Raw genomic sequence first — 26,973 nt, forward strand, 5'->3', positions numbered from 1 at the left:
GGACGACGGCACAGCACAGGGTGCCCGTCTCCGAGAAGACGGGCACCCTGGCGTGTGACCTCGGGTCAGCGGCAGTAGTAGCCACCTTGCGGGCAACGGTTGACGACCGAGAACTGCTCGGACGTCGACTTGCCGCTCTGTGCGCCCTTGACAGTGACGGTCTTGCGACCCCAGTAGATGCCGACATCGAACGTCAGCTTGTAGACACCCTTGGCGTTGGCGCGGGCAGACTTCGGCGAGATCCGCTCACCCTTGTAGGTGACCTTGACCTTCTCGTGCGGGCGCAGATTGCGGACCGTGACCCGTTGATCGTCCGATGCCCGCACCGACGAATCACGGAGCGTGACCTTCGGTGCTTTGGTCTTGGTCACGGTGACGCGACGGGTGCCGGTGCGATCCGCGATGGATCCGGTCACCCGTATCAGCCGCTTGCCGGCCTTGGTGGAAGCCGGGACGCGGACTGTGCGCTTGACCTTGCCCGTGGCGCTCGCCTTGCCCGAAGCCAGCTTCTTGCCACCGATGCGCACGGTGTAGGCCTCGCGCGGGGCGAGGCCCGAGGTCGACACCGTGAGCTTTGCGCCGGCCTTGACGGACTTGCGTGCCTTCAAGGTCAACTTCGCGGCCGGGAGAGCCACTTCGACCGATACCTGCGCGGTCGTCGTGCCCGAACCATTGATCGCGGTCAGCTTGTAGACCTGTGTGCCGACTCGTGCCGGCTTGACCGTCTCGCTGCCCGATGAGCTCTTGGTTCCCGACCAGCCGCCGGAAGCCTCGAGACTGATCGCGTCCTGACTGGACCATGACAATGTGGTGGCCTTGCCGAGTCGCAGCTTTTTCGACGTGGGGGCGAAACTCAGATCCGGTGCCTCATTCGTCACCACAACGGCCGAGGCCGCCGACGTGTCGGATGCATCGGTGTATCCGGCACGCACCGCTGTGACCTCGACCGTGATCGTCAGGTCCTTTTGCGCCTTCGTCAGTGTGAAGGTTCGCGATGTCGCGCCGTCGATCTTGTCGCTCCCGGCGAACCACTGGTAGGTGTACGAGGTCGGCGCGGGCGAAGGTGCGCCTTCGCCCGCGGTGAGTTCTTCACCGACCTTGAAGGCACCCGTGATCGATGCAGTCGGACCGGAGGTGAAGGTGGCTTCCGTGACGGCACCGGTGGGGGCCGATGTCTTGGCCACGGTGTCGTAGTCGGTCTTGGTCGCCTCAGCGGTCACCGTCACCGGCTTGCCGACATCGCCCGGCTTGACCGTGTAGGTCGATCCGCTGCCGGCGGGCACGCCGTCGACGCTCCACGACAGCTCGACGGTCGCGGAGGCCGGATCGACCGTGCCGGGTGTCGCCGTCAGGACCTGGTCGACCACGGCGTTCCCGGAGATCGTCGGAACGTCCAGTGTGATGATGCCGCCGGTGACCGAGGCCGTCGGCTCGCTCATCGCCACGGCGGTCTCGTAGTTGGCGCGGGTACGTGTCTCCCGATAGCTGATCTCGAACGACAGGTCGGCGCCTGTCAGTTCGTAGCGCGATCCCGTCGCGCCGTCGATCGGCGACGAGCCGCGGAACCACTGACCCGTGGTCGAAGTCGCCACCGGGTCGGTCGTCACGGTGGAGGATGCGGTCAACGTCTGACCGACCTTGGCCGAACCGTTGACGACTACTGAGCCCGTCGATTCGAAGACTCCCGTCACGGTCCACGTACGAGTGGCAGGCGTCGGGTCGACGTTGCCGGAAGTGTCGACCGCACGTACCGCGACGGTGTGGCTACCCACATCGAGACCCGTGTAGGTCATCGGGCTGGTGCATGCCGTGAAGGGCGAGGCATCGAAGCTGCACTCGAACGAGGCGAGATCGGCATCGGCGCTGGAGAAGGTGAATGTTGCGTCGGTGGCTGTGGTCGCCGAACCGCCTGTCGGACCGAGCGAGATGACGGTGTTGGGTGCAGTGGCATCGACGTTGGTCAGTACGACGTCGTTGCCGTCGCCACCTTGATAGCTGATACGGAAGGCTTTGCCACCGGTGGTGAAGATCCCGCCCTCGGGGAGCCCCTTGAACGTGCCCGTCACCCCGTACTTGGTCGTCAGGATTGTCAACGCGTCGCCGATGGCGGGCGTGTATCCGTTCATCGTGGCGGTGAGGGTCGCACCGCCGAGAGTCGCACCCTGGGCGACGATCAGGCGCGAATGCCCGGTGCTGCCATTTCCTGCCTGTGTCCCGCTGAGCTGTGCCACGAAGGTCGAATCGGAGTCGAGCAGCAAGGTTTCCGTGTCCGAAGTGAATGGCGACGTGCGGAAACCAGCAGTCACAGTTCCGCCCACGGAGACGATGTGTTCGACGTTGCCTCCGGCGCCGGACAGTGTCGCTCCCGCCGCGACGTTGATCGTGCCGGCCACGGTTCCTTCCACTGCGAGGGTTCCAGCCGTGACGTCGGTCTGGCCGGTGTAGGTCGCGCCGGCAAGCACATCGAGAACGCCTGCACCGGTCTTGGTCATCCGAGCTGAGCCAGCCGACTCGCCGAGCGAGCTGGGGATGAGGAGGAAGGTGTCGGACGCAGCGCCGATTTCGGCATCACCGGTCATGACGACGTGCTGCACCACGTTGTTGCCGGCGCTGTTGTACAGCGATCCCACATCGTCCGCACCGCTGCCGACGATTCGAATCGGCTCGCTCGTGTTGATCGTGCCGCGAATTTCCAACGTGGCGCCATCAGCGACACTCGTGCCATCGCCGACGGCCCAACTACCCAATGCGGAACTGTTGGCGATGGCCAGCGTGCCGGCATCGACATTGGTCACGCCTGTGTAGTTGTTCGCCGTGGTCAGGACCGCAATGCCAGCGCCGGTTTTGGTCAAGCCGCTGCTACCCGACAGTGAACCGCCGAGGGTTAAGGTCCCTCCGCTGTGGACGGACACGGTGCCCGGCCCTGCGACGGCGCTGTTAATCGTCGAGGTTCCGGTGCCGTAGTCGGCCTGGAGTCCACCGGTCGGTGCGAATCCATTGCCCGACAGCGTGTATCCCGGCTCTGCGATCGTGATCGACCCGAACGATGTTCCGGTCGCGAAGTCGTTGACGGCAGTATGTCTGGCCGCGTTGGAGATGTCTGGGAAGACCAGGTCGCTGCCGGCCGCCGGGACTGTGTCCCAGTTGCCTGCCGTCGTCCAGTTGTTGTCGGTGCCGAGCCCGGTCCAGGTGCTGACTCCCGATGCGGCAATGGCCGGAGCGGCGACGAGGCCGCTCAGGACGATCGCCGCCGCCGTCGACACGGCGATTCTTGACATGCTCAAACGCACTAGTTCTCCTCGGTTCGGAGTCGAGCTGACGAACTCGACGGCACAAGGTACCGCAAAGGAGGGTCATGTCGAGGTGCGTTCCGCTAGGTTCGCATCGACACATGATCTGACCAGTGAGGGCTGTCGTGACCGAGTACAGCATCTGGACCGAGCTGGGCTTCAGCGGCAACCCGTATGACCAGAACTATCTGGCCGGAACAGAGCAAGGAGCAGCGCTCTTTTGCGGACGGACGAGCGAACTGGCGCGAGTGCAGATGAGCATCGGGTCAGGTGGCACGCATGTCTCGATCGAAGGCGATGCGGGAGTCGGGAAGACGAGCCTGGCTCAAGTAGCGGCGTTCGAGATGTTCCGGCGGGGTCGGCAAGCGGCCAACGGCACGCTGTTCGTCCCGGTCACCACCCCGCTGCAATTGAGCTCCGACCCGGTCGACTTCGAGCTGCAGGTCTGGCGCAGCATCGCGCACAGCCTGCTGATCAATGAGCAGGCGATCCGGTCGGCCGGTCTGAACATGCCGGACCTGTCGGGCCTGGGGGACTGGTTGCAATCTCCAACGACTCTCACGACGGGTTCTGCGAGCATACTGGGCTTCGGCGCAGGTGCCGGCAGGGGGATGAACACATCGTCAGGGTTCGGGGAGAGCGGCTTCACAGCGCTCGTTCGGCGCGCTTTGGAGGAGCTGTTCCCCACGGCTGCTGCCGGGGGAATCGTCTGCATATTGGACAATCTCGAGCTCTTGGGCACGTCTGAAGCGGCCCGTCATTCGCTGGAGACGATCAGAAGCAACCTCCTGGAGGTGCCCGCGATCAGATGGGTTCTGGTTGGATCCAACGGGATCGTGTCCAGCGCCCGTTCGCGAAGGTTGAGCGGCTTCATCGATGCTCCCATCCGGCTGCAGCCGTTGACCGAGGAGGAGAGCGTCGAACTGGTTCGCCGGCGACTTGAGTACTGGGGTACCGAACGGGCACATCCGCCCGTACAGCCAGGGGATTTCCAGTATCTGTACCGGGCGCTCGGACTCAATCTGCGCGACTCCTTGGCCCTGGCCCAGCAGTTCGCGAAGTACTACCACCACGAGTTCGTCGGCACCAGCGCAATCCTGCCTGCGGACGAGGAGCGTCCGCTCTATTTCCAAGCATGGCTGGCCGAGCAGGCCGACCTCATTCTCGCGGACGTCGTCGGGGTGCCCGCCGATTCCTGGCGGCTCTTCGACCGCATGTGTGAAGGCGCGGGCGCGGTCACCTTGGAGTCCGGGGACGACGAGCAGCTGCGACTCATCGCCCCGTTGCGCGATGCCCATCTCCTGGACGTGGAGTCTGTCCCGACTCAGGCTGGGGCACTGATCGCCTCAGTCACCAACGACGGATGGCTGTGCGCCTCGGCTCGGGCACGCGCCTTCGCGCAGGCAGAGGGTATCCGGGCCGAGACCCCGATGGCGCTACCCGTCCCAGCAAGTCAGCTTCCGTCGCCGGATGCTCCAGAGTTGAACGAGCTCCCGGACTCCTGCCGTTTGGCGGATGTCGTGGGATTCGATCCGTTCTCGCCAGCTGCCGTGGCGGCTCGATGGGTGGACACGCCACGTTCAACCCAGGCGGTGGTCGGCGTCTGCGCGACGGGGTTGTTCACGATCGACCTGCGACGGGACGGCCCCCACGCACTCATCGCGGGAACCACCGGTTCGGGCAAATCAGAACTACTGCAGTCGATGATCGCCTCGCTTGCACTGGAGAACCGTCCTGACGCCTTGAACTTCGTGCTCGTGGACTACAAAGGCGGCAGCGCGTTCAAGGCCTGCGCGGGCCTACCGCACACCGTCGCGCTCGTGACGGATCTTGACCGTCACCTCACACGGCGCGCATTGACCTCGCTCGGCGCAGAGCTACATCGACGCGAACGCCTCCTCGCCGGGGCCGGAGCCAAGGATTTCGAGGACTACATCGAGCGGCAGCCCCACTCGGGTGATGCCTTCCCGCTGCTCGTCATCGTCGTGGACGAGTTCGCGCACCTGGCCAAAGAGCTGCCGGAGTTTGTGACCGGCCTGGTCGGTGTCGCGCAGCGTGGTCGTTCGTTGGGTGTCCATCTCGTCCTTGCGACCCAGCGACCCAGCGGCGTCGTATCGCCCGAGATTCGGGCTAATACCAATGTGCGGATCTCGTTGAGGCTCTCCGATCAGACGGAAAGCACAGATGTTCTGGAGGCTCCTGACGCCGCGATGATTCCCCGGGCGCTTCCAGGCCGCGGGTTCGCGCGTACAGGAGCCGGACCGTTGATCGGATTCCAAGTGGCCAGAGTCGGCGGCAGAGTGCTCGCTGCTCACGGTGTTCCGGAGTCGGAACGGGCCACTGATCTCTCCCTTCTGGTGGATGCAGTGTCGAAAGCCCATGCTGCGCTCGGCGAGACGCCCCTGTCGATGCCGTGGCTTCCCCCGCTGGCCGAGACGGTGTTGCTCGATGATCTGCTGGTCGAAGCGCCCGCTGCGGGCGGCCTGCCGTTGGTGCCCTATGCACTCGAGGACCTGCCGGCGGACCAGGCCAGGCGAGTCGCTGCGATCGATCTGGACAATTTCTTGCACCTCGGCGTGATCGGAGGGCCTCAGAGCGGCAAGTCGAGGTCGTTGCAGACGATCGCTGGGTCCCTTGCCACCTACACGAGTCCGGCGGATGTCCACGTGTATGGCCTCGATGGCGGTAACGGCGCGCTGCTGCCCCTGACTGAGTTGCCACACTGCGGTGCGGTCGTGACCCGCAGCGAAACACAACGCCTCAGAGGACTGGCCGCGTACCTCGCGGCCGAATTGCAGCGACGGCACTATCTGCTCCGTACGGGTGGATTCGCGTCAGTGCGTGAGCAGCGTTCGGCGGCACCCAGCGGGGAGCGACTCCCGCACATTGTGCTGCTGATCGACGGTTGGGAAGGGTTCGCAGGTGAGCAGACGTCGATCGATGGCACGATGCCTGCCATCGTCAAACTCCTGTTGAGACAAGGCGCGGCAGCGGGAATCCACGTGATCGTCACGGGTGGCAGACGGTTGCTCGACGTCGAGATGAGAGCGCTGCTGGCCGACCAGATCGCCCTGCGGCTCGCAGACCATGCGGACTATGCATTTCTCGACCTGGCTTTCCGCGATGTTCCCGAGGTCATGGTGCCCGGCCGAGGCTTCCGCTCCGGGGCACGAATCGAGTTGCAGATGGCGTCCCTGACCGCCGAGCCTGAAAATCATGCCCACTCGGCCCAGGTGCGTCGACTCGGTGAGGCTGCCCGGGTGAAGTACGCGCATCTGGAGGAATCTGTTCGCCCGCGACGGATCGTTGATCGCGAACCGTAGATCTGTGAGTTGCGAGTTGTCACCTATGTGACCATTCGTGGGAGGTTTTCCCCAGAAATTCCGGTAGCTGTTCCCATTCCCGCGGCGATTCGTGAGGATCGGTTCCTTGTGGCCCCGTTGGACGAAGGGTTGAGGGGATGGATTCTCAGGAGACAGTGCTCGCCGACCGAGTACGTGATCTCGTGCGACAACGCCGTATCGATCCGCGCCTGGATGCTGAGTCCGTGCGGCGGGCGGCAGTGGAGGCGATCGCCGAGCACGAATCGCGGAGTCTGACCGGAGCGGTCCTGCCCTTGGACGAGCCGGAGATCCTGATCGGTCAGATCGTCGCGGACGTCAGCGGACTCGGCCCCCTGCAGGCATTGCTCGACGACGACACGGTCGAGGAGATCTGGATCAATGAACCATCACGGGTTTTCGTCGCGCGAGGCGGTCGACACGAACTGACATCGGTGATCCTGACTGCCGAGCAGGTGCGTGAGCTGGTCGAGCGGATGCTGTCGTCGTCAGGTCGCCGCCTTGACATCAGTTCGCCGTTCGTCGATGCGATGCTGCCGGGCGGCCATCGTCTGCACGTCGTGCTGAGCGGCATCAGTCGCGGATTCGCTGCGGTCAATATTCGCAAGTTCATTGCCGCAGCCCATTCGCTGGACGACCTCGTGACGTTGGGGACGCTTGACGCCCCTGCCGCGGCCTTTCTCGAGGCGAGTGTGCGCGCTGGTCTCAATGTCATCGTCTCGGGAGGAACCCAGGCCGGTAAGACGACTCTGCTGAACTGTCTGGCCGCTTCGATCCCCGGCACACAGCGGCTCATCTCCGTCGAGGAGGTTTTCGAGTTGCAGTGCGGCCATCCTGATTGGGTCGCGATGCAGACCCGCCAAGCAGGGCTGGAGGGCACCGGCACGATCGATCTGCGGACGCTCGTCAAAGAGGCCCTACGTATGCGTCCGTCCCGAATCATCGTCGGCGAAGTGCGTGCGGCCGAATGTCTCGATTTGCTGCTTGCCTTGAACTCGGGGCTTCCGGGCATGGCGAGTATCCACGCCAACTCGGCCCGTCAGGCCCTGGTCAAGATGTGCACACTTCCGTTGTTGGCCGGCGACAACATCGGTTCTCGGTTCGTGGTGCCGAGCGTCGCGGCCTCGGTCGATCTGGTGATCCATACCGGGCTCGACGCCCATGGTCATCGCGCGGTGCGTGAGATCGTGGCCGTCACCGGACGGGTCGAGAACGGCCTGATCGAGTCCGAAGCCGTGTTCACCCGGCGTGCAGGCAGACTGGAACGTGGCCATGGCCTACCGGTACGGCGGGAGGTTTTCGAGCAGGCGGGGATCGACCTCGACGCTGTGTTGGGGGTCAACCGATGGGGGCCCTGATCGGACTCATGGCCGGTGTGGGTGTGCTGCTGGTGAGCTGGGCCATCGCGGAGCCCGGTTGGCGCCCGCACCGTCGTGCGCGCCGGAGAGAGTCGCGGATCACGGACCTCCTGGCTCGGGCCGGGGTCGACGGTGTCACGCCGGTCCAGTTCATCGCATTGTGCGCGGCAGCCTTCGGTCTGGCCGCCATCGTCATGATGGGCTTGTCGGGAGTCGCTGCCATCGGCGTGGTCTTCGGTGCCATGGCTGCGGCGATCCCGGTGTCGGTCCTGCGCGGTCGAGCGGTCAGGCGCTTGCGTGAACACGCCGAGATGTGGCCCGATGCGGTCGACAATCTGACTTCGGCGGTGCGGGCGGGCTTGTCCCTGCCTGAGGCGCTGATACAGCTGGGAGAGCGTGGCCCCGACGGTTTGCGAGGACCGTTCGAGAAGTTCGGTCACGATTATCAGAGCACCGGACGGTTCAACGAGTCCCTCGATCGGCTCAAGTTCCGTCTGGCGGATCCGGTCGGTGACCGGGTTGTCGAGGCGTTGCGCATGGCCCGCGAGGTCGGCGGAGGCGACCTCGGCCGGATGCTCAGATCGTTGTCCGGCTTCCTGCGCGAGGACCTTCGTACGCGCGGCGAACTCGAGTCACGCCAGTCGTGGACGGTCAACGGTGCTCGGCTCGCAGTGGCGGCGCCGTGGATCGTCCTGACGCTGATGTGCCTGCAAGGCGAGGTCGTGAGCAGATTCGCGACCGGTATCGGCCTGATCGTCTTGGCGTCCGGTGCGGTCCTGTGCCTCGTCGCGTACCGCCTGATGATGTGGATCGGACGCTTGCCCGCAGAACGGCGGATCCTCGCATGACCGGCGCGCTCCTGGGGTTCTGCCTGTCCGCCGGCATGCTGCTGACCGTCACAGGCTGGATCCGAGCGCGACGGCCCACTTTGGAGCAGCGGGTGCTGCCGTACATCCGCGATGTGCACCAGGCGCCGCCGTCGCCCCGCCCCGCACATGTCGTCGATGCGATCTTCGGACCGTCGATCCGCAAACTGGGCCAGGTGGTCGGCGATCTGGTGGGTGGCACGGCGAGCGTCACGCGGCGACTCGTGAGACTGGGTTCGACCAGGACGGTCGAGGACTTCCGCCTCATCCAGGTGGCCTGGGGAGCAGCGGGGCTGGCGGTGGGGGTCTTGGTGGCCACGGCGCTGTGGACCAATGGCCGAACGAATATCGTCCTGCTGTTCGTGATCTGCGGAGTCGGATTCGTACTCGGGGTGCTGTTGTGCGATCAGCGCCTCTCGGCCCAGGTGACCGCCCGGGAGCGCGCGATGCAAGAAGAGTTCCCGGTCGTTGCCGATCTTCTTGCGCTGGCCGTGGCGGCGGGGGAGAGTCCGATCGCCGGGCTCAGCCGCATCATGGGCGTGTGTCGCGGATCGCTCACTGAAGAACTCGGTGGCGTCATCGCCGATGTCCGCACGGGTGCCCCCATGGCGGTGGCGTTCGACCGGTTGGCCGCTCGCACCGGCGTCACGAGCATCGCGCGGTTCGCTGCCGGACTCGCTATCGCGGTCGAACGGGGGACTCCGCTGGTCGATGTGCTCCATGCGCAGGCGGCCGATGTGCGCGAATCGAGTCGCCGCGATCTCATCGAGGCCGGTGGCCGCAGGGAGATCGCGATGATGCTGCCCGTCGTCTTCCTGATCCTGCCGGTCACCGTCGTGTTCGCCTTCTTCCCCGGATTCATCGGCCTCAATCTCACGTCAGGACTTTAGAAAGGGATCGCATATGTTCACACCGCACAGGTTCTTCGACAAGCACAGATCAGAGGAACGCGGCGACGTGCCCGGCTGGGTCATGATCGTGGTCATGTCTGCGGGACTCGTGGCCGTGTTGGCCGCTGCGGCCGGGCCCAGGCTCCAGAGCATGCTCGACCAAGCGCTGTCGGCGGTCGGCGGCTGAGTCATGGAGCAACTGGGGCGGGAACGCGGGTCGGCGGTCGTCGAGTTCGTCCTGGTCATGACGCTTCTCGTACCGCTCGTTCTCGGCATCGCGCAGGTCGGGCTGGTGCTGCACGTCCGCAATACCCTCGCTGCGGCTGCGTCGGAGGGTGCGCGGGCTTCCGCTCCGATCGGGGCGACGCCGTCAGATGCCGTGGCGCAGACCCGGCGGATGATTCGCCAGGCGCTTGCCGATCGCTACGCCTCAGACATCTCGGCGTCGTGGACGACGGTCGACGGGGTGCCTGCCACGGAGGTCGAGGTGCAGGCGCGGGTTCCGGCATTGGGTTTGTTCGGTCCGTCGGTTTCGGTGACTGTGCGCGGGCATGCGGTCCGCGAGGTCGAGCCGTGAGAAACCGGTCGGCGGGCACCGCGACGGTCGAGTTCGTCTGGTTGACGATGCTGCTGCTGATCCCGTTCGTCTACATCCTGGTCGCGGTGTTCGACACCCAACGTGCGTCGTACGGCGTGACGGCGGCCAGCCGTGCGGCAGCGCGAGCGTTCCTGCAGGCGCCGGACGTTGCGACGGGTCAGCGTCGAGCGCAGGCCGCCGCGCGGATCGCCTTGACCGATCAGGGACTCGACGTCGCGACGGTTCGGGTCACGTGTTTGCCGACTCGATCGGACTGTCTGCGCCCTGGATCGTCGGTGCGGGTCGTGGTGCGGACGACTCAGCGACTTCCGCTGACGCCGCGCGCGTTGGGCGGACAGCTCGGCGGCATTCGGGTCGACAGCACGCACACCGAGCCGTATGGCAGTTTCCGGAGTGGGCGATGAAGCGCGAGGACGGCCAGATCACGGTCATGACAGTGGGTTTCTTGCTGTTCATCGGCCTGCTCGCCGTCGTGGTGATCAATTCGTCGGCGGCCTTCTTGGAGCGGCGCAGGCTCGACAATATCGCCGACGGGGCCGCAATCGCCGCCGCAGACGGGTTGAACCGCGACACGTTCTACCGACGTGGAGAGGTGACGCTCGACCAGGGGCAGGCGCGACGTCTGGTCAGGGAGTACCTGTCTGCACCTGAAATCCGTATCGTCCGCGTCACGACCAACGACGACGAGGTCATGGTCCGGCTCGAACGGAGAATCGAGCTGGCGATCAAACCGCCGGGGTGGAGCGGGAGTTCGCGGATCGTCGCGGAGGCCACGGCGCAGCTCAGACAGAATTGAGCCGCTGGATCGCGACGGGACGGTTGCTAAGAGGCTCGGATCTCGTGGCTCACGGCGTCGAGGTAGCCACTGATGGCTCGGTGATTTTTCGTCAGGCATTCGATCTTCTCAGCCATGCGGTCGCGTTCGTGTTCTAGCGTCGCGATCATGTCTGGAGTGACGTACGGCAGATGTATCTCGCGCGGATTGTCCAGACAGGGGAGGATCTGCTTGATGATCCGTGTCGGCAGGCCGACATCGAGGAGCCCGCGGACTTGCCGCACCCGATCGACAACATAGTCCTCGTAGTCCCGGTACCCGTTGGGGAGCCGTTCGGAATGGATCAGTTCCTGCTCCTCGTAGTAGCGGAGCATCCGCACTGGCGTGTCTGTGCGCTGGGAGAGGTCACCGATCTTCATCCGCACACCTTTCGTGTCAGGACTGCGATGCAGCCGGATTTGACCCTCACACTAATGTCACACATTGATGATAAGGATATGACATCAACGGATACACCACCAACCCCTTCCGGCGCTGAGTCGCGGCTCCCGCTCGCGGCTCTGCTGGCCCTGGCCGCCACGGGGTTCATCACGCTCCTGACCGAGACGATGCCCGCTGGAATGCTGTCGCAGATGAGTCGCGATCTGGGAGTGAGTGAGGCGGCTGCGGGGCAGAGCGTCACAGTCTTCGCGGTCGGGGCGATTCTCGCGGCGATCCCGCTCACGAGAGCTACGATCGGCTGGCGACGCAAGCACCTGTTGCTGTTCGCGATCTCCGGGATTGCGATCGCCAACACGGTCACCGCCTTCTCTGACAGTTTCGAACTCACCCTGGCCGCGCGGTTCCTCGGCGGGCTCGTCGGCGGCATGCTCTGGGCGGTCCTTGCCGGTTATGCCCGGAGGATGGTTCCTGCGCACCAGCGGGGCAAGGCCATGGCGATCGCGATGGCGGGCGGGACCGTTGCGCTGTCCGTCGGGGTCCCCGCAGCCGCGTTCCTCGCCAAGGTCGTCGAATGGCGATTCGCGTTCGGGATCATCACGCTGGTGACTCTCGCGCTGATCGTATGGGTGATCGCCACCGTCCCGAACTTCCCCGGCCAATCCCAGGGTGCACGACTGCCGCTGGTCCACACGTTCCGCCTGCCGGGAGTCGCTCCGATTCTCGTCGTGACGTTGACGTTCGTGTTCGCGCACAACATCCTCTTCACCTACATCGCCCCATTCCTGGCTCCGCTCGGTATGGCGGGTCGGGTCGATTCGGTGCTGCTCACCTTCGGTCTGGTCTCGCTCGTGAGCATCTGGCTCACCGGCGTGCTCATCGACCGGCACCTGCGCACGCTCATGGTCCTGGTCTGCGTGCTTCTGGCCACGGCCGCTCTCGTCCTGAGCGTCTTCTCTGACACTCCCGCTCTGGTGTACGCCAGCACAGCCCTGTGGGGACTCGCATTCGGTGGTGCCTCCACCCTGCTGCAGACCGCGATCGCTGATGCTGCAGGCGCAGCGGGCGACGTTGCACAAGCATTTCTCACCACGTGCTGGAACATCGGGATCGCCGCAGGCGGGATCGTCGGCGGTATCACTCTCAACGCCCTGGGACCCCTTTCCCTGAGCTGGATCGCTCTCGCGCTGGTGCTTCCGACGCTCGCTATCGTCATCGGCGCACGTCAACACGGATTCACCGGCCACACATACGAACGCGAGACCGCCCCCGCACAGCTCAGGCAGGATTGAGCCGCTGGATCACGACGCCACCGAACCGGGCCTCGCCGATCGAGCATTCGATCCCGTCGATCCAGCAGCGCCCGGTATCGAGCACCTCACCGGCGATCTCGCTCTGCGGTCCTGAGGGCGATTCGGCGTAGAACACGATCAGGCCGCCGGAGAAGCCCTCGTTGTAGCCGACGATCCGGCGGCCGTCGCTGTCGGATGCTCGGCTCTGGCAGTCGGCGCACACCGAATCGGGATAGCGATCGGTGTGCGAGCCGATGATCAAGGTCTCGAGCGTCTCACCGGATTCGGCGATCATGCTGGTCTGGTAGCCCCCGCGGTATCCGATGATCGCGGCCCGGTCGCCGCCGTCGAACGCGAACCCGCCGCAGAGCTGATCGCCTTCCAGCTCGCCGTGTGAGTGGGCGGTGACCGGCGTACCGAGCAGTTCGGCCGCCTTGACCGCCGCGGCCTCGCGGGTCAGCGTCATGCCAGTGCCTCCTTGATACGTGCGGCGAAACTCTCCGCTTCGCCCTCGGCGTACTTCGTCCGGGGCCAGAAGAATCCCCGCAGACCGTCGCCCTTGGTGCGCGGAACGATGTGCACATGCAGATGCGGGACGCTCTGCGACACGACGTTGTTCATCGCGACGAAGGTGCCCTGTGCTCCCAGCCCGGATGTCAGAGCGTCGGCGACGCGTTGAGCTGTTGAGAACAACGGGACGATCAGCGGTTCGGGAAGCTCCGGCAGCGTGACGATGTGCGTGCGCGGGACGAGCAGGACGTGGCCCTTGAAGACCGGCCGAACGTCGAGGAATCCGACGACTTCGGGCGTCTCGAGCACGATCGCGGCAGGAGTCGTCCCGGCGATGATCCCGCAAAACAGGCATTCCTTGCTCACGGGAAGATCACATCACACTGCCGCGCTAAGGTGGTCCCATGGCTAACTCAGAAGGCAACGATCAGAAGGCTGACATGAAGGCCAAGTTCCGCGAAGCCCTGGAGAAGAAGAAGGGCAAGCAGCACGCGACAGCAGAAGGTGCCGAGCACGACGGCAGTGAGAAGTCGCATGGTGCCAACGGCCCGACCCAGTCGCCGGAGTTCCGCCGCAAGAGCGTCTGACCCGACGCGGTAGCCTCGACAGGTGGCAACACCTGACTTTGCAGAGCAGACCAAGGCACTCGATGCGACCCTGACGTCGATCGAGAAAGTCCTCGACCTCGATGCGGTGCGCGTGGAGATCGCTTCCTTGCAAGAAGAGGTCGGTGCGCCCGATCTCTGGGACGATCAGGCCAATGCGCAGCGCGTGACCGGACGGCTCTCGGTGCTCCAGGCCGAGGTCGAACGGGTCACGGGCCTGCGCTCGCGCCTCGACGACGTCAGCATCCTGCACGAGATGGGTGCTGAAGAGGGCGATAGCGACACCCTCGCCGAGGCTGACGCGGAACTCGGACGAATCAAGAAGGCGATCGACTCGCTCGAGATCCGCACTTTGCTGTCCGGCGAGTACGACGAGCGTGACGCGCTGGTGTCGATCCGTTCGGGCGCCGGCGGCGTCGATGCCGCTGACTTCGCGCTGATGCTGCAGCGCATGTACATCCGCTGGGCCGAGCGCCATGGCTACACCGTCGAGGTCTACGACACGTCCTACGCCGAGGAGGCCGGACTCAAGTCGACGACGTTCGCGGTCAAGGCCCCGTACGCCTACGGCACGTTGTCGGTCGAGGCCGGCACTCACCGACTGGTGCGCATCTCGCCGTTCGACAACCAGGGACGCCGTCAGACATCGTTCGCGGCGATCGAGGTCGTTCCCGTCCTGGAGCAGACCGACGAGATCGATATCCCCGATGAGGAGATCCGGGTCGACGTCTACCGTTCGTCAGGCCCCGGTGGTCAAAGCGTCAACACGACCGACTCCGCGGTCCGCCTGACCCACATCCCCACCGGCACAGTCGTCAGCTGCCAGAACGAGAAGAGCCAGCTGCAGAACAAGGCCAGCGCCATGGTGATCCTCAAGGCGAAGCTCCTGGCGCTCAAGAAGGCCGAAGAGCGGGCCCATCTCGACGAGATGCGCGGCGACGTGCAGGCGTCCTGGGGTGACCAGATGCGCAACTACGTCCTCAATCCGTACCAAATGGTCAAGGATCTGCGTACCGAGTACGAGACCGGCAACACGCAGGCAGTGCTCGACGGCGAGATCGACGACTTCATCGAGGCCGGCATCCGGTGGCGCCGCGAGAACGCGAGCTGATGGTGTGCGACGCGGCACGGCCGACCGGCGATGCTTCCCCACGGAGTAGGCCTACCTGCCTAGACTCGATCGGGTGATTCGATTCGACAAGGTCACCAAGACCTATCCCGGCCAGAAGCGTGCGGCGCTCGACGCCGTCGATCTCGAGATCGAAAAGGGCGAGTTCGTCTTCCTCGTCGGAGCCTCGGGCTCGGGCAAGTCGACGTTCCTGCGGCTGATCCTGCGCGAGGCACGTCCGACCAGCGGTCGGGTCTATGTGGCCGGCAAGGAGATCAACAAGCTGTCGAACTGGAAGGTGCCCAAGCTGCGCCGCCAGGTCGGCACGGTGTTCCAGGATTTCCGGCTGCTGCCCAACAAGAATGTGACTGAGAACGTCGCGTTCGCCCTCGAAGTCATCGGCAAGCACCGCAGCGAGATCAAGAAGCTCGTGCCCGAGACACTCGAAATGGTGGGCCTGGAAGGCAAAGGGCATCGCATGCCTGATGAGCTGTCCGGCGGGGAGCAGCAGCGTGTGGCCGTGGCCCGGGCGTTCGTCAACCGGCCGATGATCCTCATCGCCGACGAGCCCACCGGAAACCTCGATCCGGCGACGAGCGTCGGCATCATGAAGCTGCTCGACCGGATCAACCGCACCGACACGACCGTTGTCATGGCGACACATGACTCGTCGATCGTCGACCAGATGCGCAAGCGCGTCATCGAACTCGAAGGCGGACTCATCGTCCGCGACGAGGCGCGCGGCATCTACGGCTACCAGAACTAGAACTGAGGACCGTATGCGAAGCACCCTGAGTGAGCTGCGCCAAAGCCTGTCGCGCAACAAGTCGATGTCGATCTCGCTGATCGTGACGATGACCGTGTCGCTGTTGCTGGCGGCGCTCGGCCTGCTGATCCTGGCCCAGTCCGACCGTACCGAGAAATACCTCGGCGACCGGCTCCAACTGCAGGTCAACCTGTGCACCAAGAACTCGCCGAGCGCCAACTGCATCGGCGGCGTCGCCACGAAAGAGCAGAAGGCGGCGATCGAGGAGGCCATGCGGGGCAACTCGCAGGTCGAATCATTCGACGAGCGCACACCGGCCGAACAATATGAGGCCGCACGGGTCAAGTTCAGCCAGTCCGAGACCGGCCGCAAGCAGTTGGAGACCTTCAGCGCCTCGTCATTTCCCTCGACGTATTTCGTGACGTTGAAGGACCCCCAGAAGTACGACAGCATCGAGAGCCAACTGGGCGGCATGGAGGGCGTCGGCAGCATCATCGACCTCAAGAAGACGCTGGGACCGTTGTACACGGCGCTCGACAAACTGAGCAATGGCGCCCTGGCGATCTCGGCGCTGCTGATCGTGGCCGCCGTGCTGCAGGTGTCCAACACGATCCGGATGACGGCTTTCGCGCGGCGCCGCGAGATCGGCATCATGCGACTCGTGGGCGCGTCGAGCTGGCACATCCAATTGCCGTTCCTGCTCGAGTCGCTCCTGGCGGCGTTGATCTCGGCAGCCTTGGCGATCGGCGGGCTGGCCGCGTTCATGAAGTTCGTGGTCTACGGCTATCTGCGCGACACGCTCGGCACCTTCACGACCTGGGTCGGTTGGGGTGACGCGGTTCAAGTCATGGGCGTGACCACGGCACTCGCGGTGCTGCTCGCGATGATCCCGACACTCTTGCTGACACGCAAATACCTCGACGTCTGAGGTTTGTAGCCTAAAGTCGGGCTTGATAGTTTTTCTCCATCACATCGACAGTCCCCGGCCCGCCGGGGATCCTTCCCCCAAGGTCGAGGTCATGTTCACCAGAAGTCGCCATGCGCTGACAGCCGGAATTCTCGCGACGGCACTCGTCGCGACGTTGACCGCGCCCTCCTTCGCCGATAAGAAGGACGATCTCGAACGGCAGAAGCGAGAGGCCAACAGCGAAGCTGCCAAGGCCAAGAAGGATCTCGAAGCCTCGACACAAGAGCTCATCGAGGCAGCCGCGGCGTTGAAGAAGGCGCAGGCCAAGCTCGATTCGGCCGAGGCCCAACTGGGTGCGACACGCGGGAAGGTCGCCGCTGCGAAGGCCGTCGACCAGGAGATGCAGGTCAAGCTCAACCGCAGCCAGGTCGCGCTGGAGACCGCGCGGCTCAAGCTCAAGAAGGGCGAGAAGAAGCTCAAGGCATCCGCAGCGGACGTCGAGGAGTTCGCCGTGCAGGAGTTCTTGCAGGGCGATCCCAAGCTTCGCGCGGTCAGCGGATTGTTGCGCGGGCAGGACGCTGAGGAATTCAGCGAGCAGCTGAGTCTGAACAGTGCGATCAGCGATCAGCAGGTTGCCACGATGCAGCAGCTCGATGCGACTCGGGTGATCCTCAAGCTCAACCGGCAGAAGGTGCAGAAGCTGCGCGACCAGGTCAAGGTCCAGCGAGCGCAGGCGGCAGCGAATCTGGCCGAGAAGCAGCGACTCGAGGTTATCGCCGAGGACCAGGCCGAGCTCGTCACAGTGCTCGTCGCGAAGCGGCAGGGCGCCAAGAAACTGGCCGCATCCGCTCAGGCCGAGGACGAGCGGCAGTACCGCGCGTTCCGTTCGGAGGCGGCTGCCTTGGAGGCCCGCATCCGTGCACTGGCGGCCAAAGAGGTCAAGTCCGGCGGCAAGGGCTCGGGCGGTGACAGCGGCGGTGCGCTGTCGTATCCGGTCAACGGCCCGATCACCTCGCCGTACGGTATGCGCGTGCACCCCGTCACGGGCGTCTACAAGCTGCACGACGGCACGGACTTCGGCGTCGGCTGCGGCACCCCGATCCGGGCCGCGGCCAGCGGCACGATCGTCGAGCAGTACTTCAATGGCGCCTACGGCAACCGGGTCATCCTCAACAACGGCGTCAAGCGCGGCGTCAGCGTCGTGACGACGTACAACCACATGTCGCGCTTCGCGCTGAGCTCCGGTTCCAAGGTCAAGCGCGGACAGGTCATCGGCTATGTCGGCACGACCGGCTATTCCACGGGCTGCCACCTGCACTTCATGGTGCTGGTCAACGGGTCGACAACCAACCCGATGGGCTGGCTGTAACCCGACCTGTCGTCCGTTCTCGGGACGAGATGACACAATGGACCCGTGGCCAAGGAAACTGGGCGAAAGCTCGTAGCGCAGAACAAGAAGGCGCGCCACGACTATCACATCGAAGACACGTTTGAGGCCGGTCTCGTCCTCACCGGAACCGAAGTGAAGTCGTTGCGTGCCGGTCGCGCATCCCTGGTCGACGGTTTCGGCGATATCGAAAACGGCGAGGCCTGGCTCCTGCAGGTCCACATTCCCGAATACACACAGGGAACGTGGACTAATCACACGACTCGCCGCAAGCGCAAGCTGTTGTTGCACCGCCAGGAGATCGCCCGGATCGAGCGACGTACGTCCGAGAAGGGGCTGACGATCATCCCGTTGTCCCTGTACTTCAAGGACGGCCGCGCCAAGGTTGAGATCGCGCTGGCTCGGGGCAAGAAGACGTACGACAAGCGGCATGCAATCGCTGAGCGCGATGCGACCCGCGAGGCGGAACGTGACTTCGGTCGGCGGCTCAAGGGCACCCACTAGTGGCTCTGGCCGACGCCGATCTGCCAGACCTGCTCGCCGACCTCGGCCTGCCGGGAATCGTCGACGTGCATGCTCACTTCATGCCGCCGGAGATCCTGGCCAAGGTGTGGGCCTACTTCGATGCGGCCGGTCCGTTGCTGGGACGACCGTGGCCCATCACGTACCGCACGAGCGACGAGGAGCGGGTCGCGCATCTGCGTTCGATCGGCGTCCGGAAATTCTCGACTTTGTCGTACGCCCACAAGCCGGGGATTGCCGGCTTCATGAACGATTGGACTCTGGCGTTCGCCGACCGCACCCCCGACGCCTTGCGCTCGGCGACGTTCTATCCCGAGCCCGACGCCGCAATGTACGTTCCTGCGTTGATCGCGGAAGGCGTCGAGGTCTTCAAGGTGCATGTGCAGGTCGGCAACTTCGCCCCGAACGACCCCTTGCTTGAGCCGGTGTGGGGTGCGCTGGCCGAGAGCCGGACACCGATTGTGCTGCATGCCGGTTCCGGCCCCGCCCCGGGTGATCACACCGGCCCGGCGGGCGTTGCCGATGTGCTGAGCCGGCACCCTGACCTCGCTTTGGTCATCGCACACCTCGGGATGCCGGAGATCTCCGAGTTCTGCGATCTGGCCGACAAATACGAGAACGTGCGGCTCGACACCACGATGGCATTCGTCGACTTTTGGGACCGGCAGGTTCCCGCTGGCATCGTCCCGCGCCTTCACGATCTGCAGGACAAGATCTTGTTCGGCACCGACTTTCCCAATATCCCGTACGTGTATGCGCACCAGGTGGAGGTGCTGCAGAGGCTCGACCTCGGCGATGACTGGATGCGCAGCGTTCTGTGGCACAACGGAGCTGAGTTGTTCGGACTCACCTCGTGAGTTCCGCCGGGACCATCAGGCTCGCAACACCGCAAGGTGCGTGGTTGCTCGCCGCGATGATCCTGGGGTCGGGGATGGCCTTCCTCGACGGGTCGATCGTGGGTCTGGCGCTACCGGCCATGAACGACGATCTCGACGCGGGTGCGGCCGGCGTCCAGTGGATCGTCAATGCCTACACCTTGACGCTCGCGGCGTTGATCCTGGTGGGAGGCTCATTGGGTGATCGTCTGGGCCGACGCAGGGTTTATGTCGTCGGCGTGGCGGGGTTCGCGCTCGCCTCGGTGCTCTGCGCGCTGGCGCCGACCATCGGCGTCCTTGTGGCGGCCAGGGGCTTGCAAGGCGTGGGGGCGGCCCTCCTGACTCCGGGAAGCCTGGCGATCATCTCCGCAGCCTTCGTGCCCGATGACCGTGGAAAGGCGATCGGCGCGTGGTCCGGGCTTTCGGGTGTCACGACGGCGATCGGGCCGCTGGTCGGTGGCGCCCTGGTCGACACGGTGGGTTGGCGATCGATCTTCTGGCTCAATATCCCACTGGCCGCTGCCGTGATCTGGTTGACCGTCAGACATGTCCCGGAGACCAGGGGTGAGCAGGGACGTATCGACTACGGGGGAGCGGTCCTGACGGCGTTGGGACTCGCGGCGCTGACGTACGGACTGGTCGACGGCTCGTGGTGGTGGGGAGGGGCCGGAGTCGCTCTGCTCGTGGTCTTCGTCGTGCACCAGAAGCTCACGCCGCATGCACTGGTGCCGCTTGAACTGTTCGCCAATCGGGTGTTCACTGCCGCCAACATCTGCACGTTCGCGATCTATGGTGCGTTGGCGGCGTCGGGGTTCCTGCTGGTGCAGCAATTGCAGTACGTGTCGGGCTTCTCGCCCCTGCAGGCCGGCCTCGCGACGGTGCCGATGACCGTCATCATGCTGCTGTTCTCCACTAGAGCCGGAGCGCTCGGAACGCGGATCGGCCCCCGAGTGCCCTTGACGGCTGGCCCTCTGATCGCTGCGCTGGGTCTGGTGTTGATGCTTCGGATCGGTGCCGATGCGAGTATGTGGACCGATGTGCTGCCCGCCTCGATCGTGTTCGGTGCCGGCATCACGGTCTTGGTTGCTCCGTTGACGACTGCGGTGCTCGCCGCAGCCCCCATGGCGCAGACGGGTATCGCCTCGGGGATCAACAACGCAGTTGCCCGTACGGCGTCGCTTCTGGCAGTCGCCGCGGTACCGCCGATCGCCGGGATCGCCGGTGCGAACTTCACAGATCCCGAGGTCTTCGGTCCGGGATTCGAGACCGGGACGTGGATCTGCATCGGCATGCTGATCGCTGCTGCGGCCTCGGCCGCGCTCCTGCTGCCCAAACGTGTTGCGACCGTGCCGGAATAGGGGTGCGGGCTGTGTCGTTGTGCAGGAGTAGTATCAAGGTGTTACTTCGGTAGCGTTTGAAAACTCCAGAGGGGCTGATCGGTTTCGACTAAGGTCGTTCGATTCAGGTGAAGCGGGTAGAGGATCCAGGGTTATCTCTTTAACGATCTCTGGAAACCAACAAGTGCCGATTCTAAGCGCACTGACTTCGCCCTCGCTGCTTAAGCGATAGGTGAAGGGCTGGCCCGGGGGCGTCTCCGCTCCGGATCGCCAGTCTCATTAAGGGGACTTGCTGACTACATTGTGTTGCAGGGCGTAGTCGGGACTTAACTGTGACTGGGCCTGTCGGCGACGCGTCTGTTCGAGCGCCGGGGCCGAGAAAATCGACTAGACAGACTGCACCCGGAGAAGCCCTGACTCAGCGCCGTAGGACCGGGGTTCGATTCCCCGCAGCTCCACAAATGACAGAGCCCCACTCACCCCGGTTTTGGGTGAGTGGGGCTCTGTCATTTGTAAAACAGCCGAGTGAATCGAGTGGGCCCCACCAGCACGGCGTACGGCCCGCGGCGAAGCCGCCAGCGTTCGTCGTCAGCGAGGGATCCCCGCAGCTCCACGAAAGACGCTGTATTCGAACCACGAATTTTATCTTCATCTGTGGTTTGACTCGAATAGGTTTCCCTGGCCTTCACCAGGGCATCCGTATTCGAACCGCGATTCCAGAAAAGGTCTCGTAGGAACGGCAAAGGATGATTAGTAGCTAGATCAGATGCAGACGCCTCGCCCACACGGTCGGGGCGTTTTGCGTTTTCGGGTGATCGGTAGGTGTCGACGATGAAGCGGACTGCGAGGACAAGTTCGCTGTCAACGATGTCGCCGTGCTCATCTACAAACAGTCGTTCGAAGAAAGCGCTGTTGATCTCGCGTCGAACATTGTCTGGCGTCTGTTCGTAGATTTTCTCGGGGACGGCAGTCATCTGAAGGGCTGCGTCTAGCGCTTGAGCGCCGATCGCCAGCCGTTTGTCGGCGTCGTTTCGATTCGACTCTAAGCGCAGGTAGCTGCTATTCGCGCAGGCCTCGACAACGCAGGCATCCTGACTCAACAAGATCGTCAGGCCTTTATCGAATCCGTCATTCTCGGGCCCGCAGGTTCTTTGCGCGACCTCACTGCGGCGCAAGCCCGCCGGGTAGCTGATCGTCTTAAGGAGATCCAAGCACCCAAGAGACCATCCACGGGTAACCTGTGGGATGACCGCGAGGAAGACACGTGGATCGACCGCCTTTAACTGTCGAACTCATCAGGTCTTCCGATGGTCAACTCGCTTTGCCGCACGCTGCACGGATCGTCCGGGCCACTGGTACTCCTGCTAGGGTCGGGCCAATTTCTGTGAATTGCCTGAAGAATGATTCTGTATGTGCCAGGCTGACATCTCGTCTGCCACATACTCGATTCCCCATGGTCAAAATTCGCTTGAAATGGGACGGGTATTCGTTCAAATCTGATAACAAGTATCGCGGATGGAACATAAAGTTCCACGAGGATTCTGATATGGAATCCGGCGGCGAATATAGGCTGAGAGGATCGCACGGTGGCTAAGTCAGCAGGGCCTGATGCTCGCTTCCGCTTCGTAGACGGGGTGGTTCTGGATACCCAGACCGGAGATCAATGGTCCCAGCCAGAGGCCGAAACTGACGACGAACCCTCCATGTGTTCCGTGTGCGACGCCCCTGCCAACCATCAGATCGAGATAGACCAGTTGCTTGAAAGCCAACCATTCGGAGACTATGTCTTCGTGTGCAACGGCTGTCTCGCCGCACTGCGTAGGGGTGATCTACGAGAAATTCTAGATCGAGCCAAAAACGAAGGCATACCGGAACTGTTCGGACATGTTCGCGCCGACGCAGCCGCTATCTGGCCGGTTAGTCCTCCATTCGGGGTCCCTGAGAGTCCCGGAATGCTGTAGACGACGAGTGCTTATGGCGTCCGTTCTCGGATGAGATCGGGCGCCATAAGCAGGCCAGAACATCGGGAAGTTCGCGCCCGCGGCCGCCCGGTGGAACTTCATCGAGATCTGTCGTACCCCCGACCTACCGTTGGATCCGTGATACTCACAAGTATCATCTGGACCCGACCCGAAGAGCACGCGAGAACGTCGACGACCTGGCCATGCACATCATCTGCGCCGCCCTATTTTCCTGCAACACGAGGGCATTTCCTATTTCACACGCCGATCAGACCACAACTACATCGGTGGATCGAGGCTAAGTTCCGGAGTAGCCTTCATCGCGATCGTGGGGTGGGAGCTCTCCTTCGTCCTCGCAAATCCTTCGCCGTGGTTTGCTATGCCAGCGGCTTCGTTGGTTGCAGTGGTGTATCTATCTACCCGGAAGTGGGTCCCGGCTCTCCGCATTTCGGCCCTAGTTCTGGCAGTCCTGGCTTGGACAGCGGGAACGGTGTCGAGCGTCGCACAGCGGATTGTGTGGGGTATCGCTTTTGACCAGGCTGAAACTGTTGAGGGAAGAACCCCGCAAATATCACGGCTGGACGATCTTTCGGTCGCCGCGATGTCGGCGACGATGGCAGTCTTGGTGCTACTTGCGATTTGGAGCTCGCTACCCTTCGCTTTGCGACAGAATCAGGTACTGCCTCGTGAGCGGCACGACTCAGACCTAGGGTCTGCTCGCGTGGGATTGGTTGGGACAGCCCGTGGTTTGGCTGACATCTCGGCCTAGTCATGCGGCAGTCCGAGAGGTGACGGGTGTGAGTCAACTGGCTCCGCGTTTCCGGACGCTGATTCCGTTCTGATGAAGAAGACGCAGAACGCTTGGCGGCGAGATCCTGAACCGAGAGGCGAGTTGCCGGGAGTCCTGACCTGCTTTGTAGCCGTCGACAATCTCCTGCACGTGATGTGTCGATAGCCGTTGCGAGAGCTTGCGCGGCACTGCACCGACAACTTGTCGTGTCTCGGGAGGAAGCTGGTAATCGAGGACTCGTCGCCACTGAGAAGTTGGGTGTGCCTGCTTCGAATAGATTTCCGCGAGCTCCACAAATGATTATGACCTCCGCGGTTTTTGCTGGGGTCATAATCATTTCTATAGACGCAGTGAATCGAGTGGGCCCACGCTGCGAGCACTGCGAGCAGTAGGGGATCCCCGCAGCTCCTGCAGATGACGCTGACTAAAGCCAGTGTCCAAGTGACACGCGGGACGGTTGATGCCTACCCGCGTCTGCCTTCGATGCGTGCGACGATCTGGTGGCCCGATCGTCCCCAACGACCACTGAAACTGGCGAAATCCGAAATCCGAAATCCGAGATGCGAGCACAACTGATGTTTATGACACGTCCTAATCTCTGCGTGCAGCTGACTATCGGTAGCCTCCTGTTGGCTTGTTTGGCTGGTTGTAGTTCAAGTTCCCCGAACCACGAACCGGAGCTCTTGTCACTTCAGGAGATCGGCAAAGCCGAATACCTTAAGGACTTCGAGGCGGCGGTCTTCTTGTCATCCATGCCTGAAATGGATGACTCAGATCAAAAATCGGTGGTAGTACTAATCCGCGAGGATGGCAGTACTGTTCTGGCGAAATCGGATGCACTCGACGTCGGTCAGATCGCTAGTAGGCCGGGCGAGCTGATGATCCCTACGGCCAACGAGATGCGGATCATTGGCAAGGGCTACCAGACGAGGCAATTCGATGCCAGGGATGATGCTCCCTCGGGGGTATGGTCAGGCGTTTCCGGAGACGGGTCTTTTGTGACGGTCCTGAACACTGGATATGGCGACGACGGATACATCACTGATATTTACGCGGAAGCCGACAAAGCGGTAGTTCATTCCGTGATGCCTGATGTTCCAGGTGCGATGGGAATTGGCGGATCAGATCTGTTCTCGTTGAACGCAGCGGAAAGCACCTCAGAGGGTGAGGTCACTCTCTACGCCACAGATCTGCGTGCACAGAGCTCGACTMGCAAGGTATCCACGTGGAGATATGGCGACCCTGACGAATCAGAATTCGACTCGGGGAGGAATATGTTCGCCGTCAACGGCAAACTTTGGTTTCTCGAACTCATATATGGCGTCGACGCCGATTCGCCCGGCGAGACTGTTCACCTCAGCGCTATCGACCTGAAGACCGGCAAGCACCAGTCAACGGCAGTTGTGCAGTATCCCGACTCCATGTGGGGTGGCGCCGATGACTCAGCGGTGGGCAACGCCGGCACCGGGACGCACTTCTACGAGGGCGCCATCTTCACTGTGGACCACAGCGGCCACATTCTCTCAGCAAATCTGCGTACCAAAAAGTGGCGAAATCATGGTCAGGTAAGTACGGAGATGATGAACTCAGACCGTGTCGTCGCCACTTGGACGGAAGATCGATTGAACATTGTGGGTACCGATGCTGGTCGCGGCAAGGCAACACTCGAGACCTACAACGTAGTCACTGGAAAACGTACAAGATCCATCCCCGTCCCGGACTTGGCTGAGCTCGCGAGCACAGACAAGAGTTATCTGACTATGTGGAGTCTCGCAGACCTCGGCTGAGACACCGGGGCGGTTCACACGTCATGATCGGTGGGTTAGGTTTGTGACGAGGTGTCCGAATGGCACCACCCTGAATTGAGGCCCCGCATGACGTCACGCCCATCTGTTCGCACGTTCCTAGGAGCGGTTCTCGCCGTCGTCGCGCTTGTCATGACCGGACTCGCGATGCCGGCTACGGCGGCATCGACCGGCAGTGTCAAGGGGGTTGTGACAGTTGAGGGTGCGCCGTTGGATTTCGCGAGAGTGCAGCTGTTCCGTGCGGTCTTTTCCGACCGTGGAGGAGATATCACGAACTACCGACGGCTCAAGACAGTCAATACCGGGAAGGACGGCAAGTTCTCCTTCTCGGGCCTGTCGCCCCAGCCGAAGAACACGAAAAAGTACTTTAGCTACGCCGTCGTTGCCACGGATCGCTCTGGCAAAACTGTCAGGCATGCTGCCTACGTCGTGGTCAAGAAGGGTAAGACGATCACCCAGAACTTTCAGCTCAAGCCTGCCGCCATCATCACCGGGAAAGTCACGCGCTCGGACGGAGGCTCGCCGGCAGGTTTCGACGTGAGAGCTGGAATAGATGACGACGCTTCTGATCCGGGTTACGCCGAGGAATTGCGTCCCAACAGGACGACTGTGGTCAGGCCCGATGGCACCTTCACGCTTAGCGGACTTCAGCCAGGTGCGTACCCCCATGTGGCTATTTCAGGGGGAGATGTGTATGGCCGACGCTGTTACGAATTCACGGCAGGCGTCCTGACGCGCTGTGATTCGCAGACCGGCACGCTCAAGTTCACGCTTACTGCGGGGGAGCGGCGGGCGTTGTCGCCCACCGTCTTGACCGAGAAGGTCTCGACCATGGGAGGAAAGGTGACAGACACCTCCGGCAGGCCGATTAAGGGAATCGGTGTCAGGGCAACCGGCCAGGATCGGGGTCTCCAGTACGGGAGTGATGTGTCTCGGTCGACCGGGCGTTTCTCGATGTCGGGCTTGGAGTCGGGGGCCTATGTCGTCCGATTCAACGACTCAAGGTCGGTCTGGGCTACGCAGTACGCCGGGGGCGCGACCCAGGCGTCAGGCGCTCGGATCTTCAACATCGTGGGAGGCACCAAGACCACCGGCGTCAACGTCAGGCTCAAGTCGCGGGCCGCCATCGCGACGAAGACCACAGTCGGCAAGGGCTCGGTGAAGATCGTCTTCAAGATCACCCGCAAGGCGACCGGAAGCGCCTCGAATGGCACCATGACATTGGCTCTTGGCAGCAACTCCAAGAAGGTCAAACTCGTCAAGGGCAAGGCAACAATTGCCCTGAAGAGCCTGCCCAAAGGAAAGCAGAAGTTCACCGCAACCTACTCGGGAACCAGCAGCACTCAAGGGCTGGCCAAAAGCTATTCGATCGCGGTGAAGTAGCGGTCGTCGACTAGACCCCGTCCGGTTCGAGCCGGGTGGTGCGCACGACGACATGCGGTCGGACCACGGCTCCAACCACTGCGACAACGCTTGTAGCCTCACGCTCGCCGAGTTGGCCGGCGAGGCCGGGATCTCGATGAGTACGCTGTCGCGGCTTGAAGCAGGGCAG

At 63.2% G+C, this 26,973-nt stretch carries 24 protein-coding genes and 1 other RNA gene; 20 read left to right on the plus strand and 5 right to left on the minus strand.

Annotated features, from left to right (window positions below):
* Positions 1 to 65: 65 nt before the first annotated feature.
* Positions 66 to 3,278: a beta strand repeat-containing protein gene (locus tag ACXJKC_RS18820; RefSeq protein ID WP_456698282.1), complete on the minus strand. Its 3,213-nt coding sequence runs from the start codon at positions 3,276 to 3,278 to the stop codon at positions 66 to 68.
* Positions 3,279 to 3,415: 137 nt separating this feature from the next.
* Here ACXJKC_RS18820 and ACXJKC_RS18825 point away from each other — a divergent pair, with 137 nt between their 5' ends.
* From ACXJKC_RS18825 to ACXJKC_RS18860, 8 genes are all read left to right on the plus strand, one after another.
* The gene (locus ACXJKC_RS18825) at positions 3,416 to 6,613 is read left to right on the plus strand and encodes an FtsK/SpoIIIE domain-containing protein (RefSeq protein WP_456698283.1); all 3,198 of its coding nucleotides are present in this window, start codon (positions 3,416 to 3,418) and stop codon (positions 6,611 to 6,613) included.
* Between the two features lie 137 nt (positions 6,614 to 6,750).
* Positions 6,751 to 7,989, plus strand: a complete 1,239-nt coding sequence (locus ACXJKC_RS18830) for a CpaF family protein (RefSeq protein ID WP_456698284.1) — start codon at positions 6,751 to 6,753, stop codon at positions 7,987 to 7,989.
* A complete protein-coding gene (locus ACXJKC_RS18835; protein ID WP_456698285.1) occupies positions 7,977 to 8,837 on the plus strand; it encodes a type II secretion system F family protein in 861 nt (286 codons plus the stop codon). Before ACXJKC_RS18830 ends, ACXJKC_RS18835 begins: the two co-directional genes overlap by 13 nt.
* Positions 8,834 to 9,745, plus strand: coding sequence for a type II secretion system F family protein (locus ACXJKC_RS18840; protein WP_456698286.1), 912 nt, complete (start codon positions 8,834 to 8,836; stop codon positions 9,743 to 9,745). The genes ACXJKC_RS18835 and ACXJKC_RS18840 overlap by 4 nt, the downstream gene beginning before the upstream one ends.
* A 13-nt stretch (positions 9,746 to 9,758) precedes the next feature.
* Entirely contained in the window at positions 9,759 to 9,932 is a 174-nt protein-coding gene (locus tag ACXJKC_RS18845) for a hypothetical protein (protein ID WP_456698287.1), read from the plus strand.
* 3 nt (positions 9,933 to 9,935) lie between these two features.
* Positions 9,936 to 10,322 carry a TadE family protein gene (locus tag ACXJKC_RS18850; RefSeq protein WP_456698288.1) on the plus strand — a complete coding sequence of 129 codons (387 nt, stop codon included), beginning with the start codon at positions 9,936 to 9,938 and terminating at the stop codon, positions 10,320 to 10,322.
* A complete protein-coding gene (locus tag ACXJKC_RS18855) occupies positions 10,319 to 10,747 on the plus strand; it encodes a hypothetical protein (RefSeq protein WP_456698289.1) in 429 nt (142 codons plus the stop codon). Before ACXJKC_RS18850 ends, ACXJKC_RS18855 begins: the two co-directional genes overlap by 4 nt.
* On the plus strand, positions 10,744 to 11,139 hold the full coding sequence (locus tag ACXJKC_RS18860) for a pilus assembly protein TadG-related protein (RefSeq protein ID WP_456698290.1): 396 nt from the start codon (positions 10,744 to 10,746) through the stop codon (positions 11,137 to 11,139). The genes ACXJKC_RS18855 and ACXJKC_RS18860 overlap by 4 nt, the downstream gene beginning before the upstream one ends.
* A 26-nt stretch (positions 11,140 to 11,165) precedes the next feature.
* Here ACXJKC_RS18860 and ACXJKC_RS18865 read toward each other — a convergent pair whose 3' ends face one another.
* The gene (locus ACXJKC_RS18865) at positions 11,166 to 11,537 is read right to left on the minus strand and encodes a MerR family transcriptional regulator (RefSeq protein WP_456698291.1); all 372 of its coding nucleotides are present in this window, start codon (positions 11,535 to 11,537) and stop codon (positions 11,166 to 11,168) included.
* A gap of 78 nt (positions 11,538 to 11,615) precedes the next feature.
* On the opposite strand from ACXJKC_RS18865, the gene ACXJKC_RS18870 reads away from it, so the two are divergent.
* Positions 11,616 to 12,848, plus strand: coding sequence for an MFS transporter (locus ACXJKC_RS18870; protein ID WP_456698292.1), 1,233 nt, complete (start codon positions 11,616 to 11,618; stop codon positions 12,846 to 12,848).
* Here ACXJKC_RS18870 and ACXJKC_RS18875 read toward each other — a convergent pair.
* A complete protein-coding gene (locus ACXJKC_RS18875) occupies positions 12,835 to 13,314 on the minus strand; it encodes a hypothetical protein (RefSeq protein ID WP_456698293.1) in 480 nt (159 codons plus the stop codon). The two genes, ACXJKC_RS18870 and ACXJKC_RS18875, sit on opposite strands and share 14 nt — an antisense overlap.
* Positions 13,311 to 13,724: an HIT family protein gene (locus tag ACXJKC_RS18880; protein WP_456698294.1), complete on the minus strand. Its 414-nt coding sequence runs from the start codon at positions 13,722 to 13,724 to the stop codon at positions 13,311 to 13,313. The genes ACXJKC_RS18875 and ACXJKC_RS18880 overlap by 4 nt, the downstream gene beginning before the upstream one ends.
* 38 nt (positions 13,725 to 13,762) lie before the next feature.
* Between ACXJKC_RS18880 and ACXJKC_RS18885 the strand changes: the two genes are divergently transcribed.
* The 9 genes from ACXJKC_RS18885 (at position 13,763) to ssrA (ending at position 21,326) form a co-directional block, all read left to right on the plus strand.
* Positions 13,763 to 13,945 (plus strand): DUF5302 domain-containing protein, encoded by a 183-nt coding sequence (locus ACXJKC_RS18885; RefSeq protein ID WP_456698295.1) that lies wholly within the window; start codon positions 13,763 to 13,765, stop codon positions 13,943 to 13,945.
* A 22-nt stretch (positions 13,946 to 13,967) separates the two neighbouring features.
* Complete coding sequence (prfB, locus tag ACXJKC_RS18890; RefSeq protein WP_456698296.1) at positions 13,968 to 15,074, plus strand: peptide chain release factor 2; 1,107 nt, start codon at positions 13,968 to 13,970, stop codon at positions 15,072 to 15,074.
* Between the two features lie 73 nt (positions 15,075 to 15,147).
* Entirely contained in the window at positions 15,148 to 15,837 is a 690-nt protein-coding gene (ftsE, locus tag ACXJKC_RS18895) for a cell division ATP-binding protein FtsE (protein ID WP_456698297.1), read from the plus strand.
* Between the two features lie 13 nt (positions 15,838 to 15,850).
* Positions 15,851 to 16,765: a permease-like cell division protein FtsX gene (gene ftsX, locus ACXJKC_RS18900; RefSeq protein ID WP_456698298.1), complete on the plus strand. Its 915-nt coding sequence runs from the start codon at positions 15,851 to 15,853 to the stop codon at positions 16,763 to 16,765.
* A gap of 91 nt (positions 16,766 to 16,856) precedes the next feature.
* On the plus strand, positions 16,857 to 18,113 hold the full coding sequence (locus tag ACXJKC_RS18905) for a peptidoglycan DD-metalloendopeptidase family protein (RefSeq protein WP_456698299.1): 1,257 nt from the start codon (positions 16,857 to 16,859) through the stop codon (positions 18,111 to 18,113).
* Between the two features lie 45 nt (positions 18,114 to 18,158).
* The gene (gene smpB / locus ACXJKC_RS18910; protein ID WP_456698300.1) at positions 18,159 to 18,635 is read left to right on the plus strand and encodes an SsrA-binding protein SmpB; all 477 of its coding nucleotides are present in this window, start codon (positions 18,159 to 18,161) and stop codon (positions 18,633 to 18,635) included.
* A complete protein-coding gene (locus tag ACXJKC_RS18915; RefSeq protein ID WP_456698301.1) occupies positions 18,635 to 19,510 on the plus strand; it encodes an amidohydrolase family protein in 876 nt (291 codons plus the stop codon). The genes smpB and ACXJKC_RS18915 overlap by 1 nt, the downstream gene beginning before the upstream one ends.
* On the plus strand, positions 19,507 to 20,886 hold the full coding sequence (locus tag ACXJKC_RS18920) for an MFS transporter (protein WP_456698302.1): 1,380 nt from the start codon (positions 19,507 to 19,509) through the stop codon (positions 20,884 to 20,886). Before ACXJKC_RS18915 ends, ACXJKC_RS18920 begins: the two co-directional genes overlap by 4 nt.
* A gap of 70 nt (positions 20,887 to 20,956) precedes the next feature.
* Positions 20,957 to 21,326: a transfer-messenger RNA gene (ssrA, locus tag ACXJKC_RS18925) on the plus strand.
* Between the two features lie 45 nt (positions 21,327 to 21,371).
* Here ssrA and ACXJKC_RS18930 read toward each other — a convergent pair.
* Positions 21,372 to 22,076 (minus strand): hypothetical protein, encoded by a 705-nt coding sequence (locus ACXJKC_RS18930; RefSeq protein WP_456698303.1) that lies wholly within the window; start codon positions 22,074 to 22,076, stop codon positions 21,372 to 21,374.
* 2,142 nt (positions 22,077 to 24,218) lie between these two features.
* On the opposite strand from ACXJKC_RS18930, the gene ACXJKC_RS18935 reads away from it, so the two are divergent.
* Positions 24,219 to 25,403 carry a hypothetical protein gene (locus ACXJKC_RS18935; RefSeq protein WP_456698304.1) on the plus strand — a complete coding sequence of 395 codons (1,185 nt, stop codon included), beginning with the start codon at positions 24,219 to 24,221 and terminating at the stop codon, positions 25,401 to 25,403.
* A gap of 87 nt (positions 25,404 to 25,490) precedes the next feature.
* Entirely contained in the window at positions 25,491 to 26,804 is a 1,314-nt protein-coding gene (locus ACXJKC_RS18940) for a carboxypeptidase-like regulatory domain-containing protein (protein WP_456698305.1), read from the plus strand.
* Positions 26,805 to 26,973: the final 169 nt, after the last annotated feature.

This window comes from Aeromicrobium sp. P5_D10 (assembly GCF_054049535.1).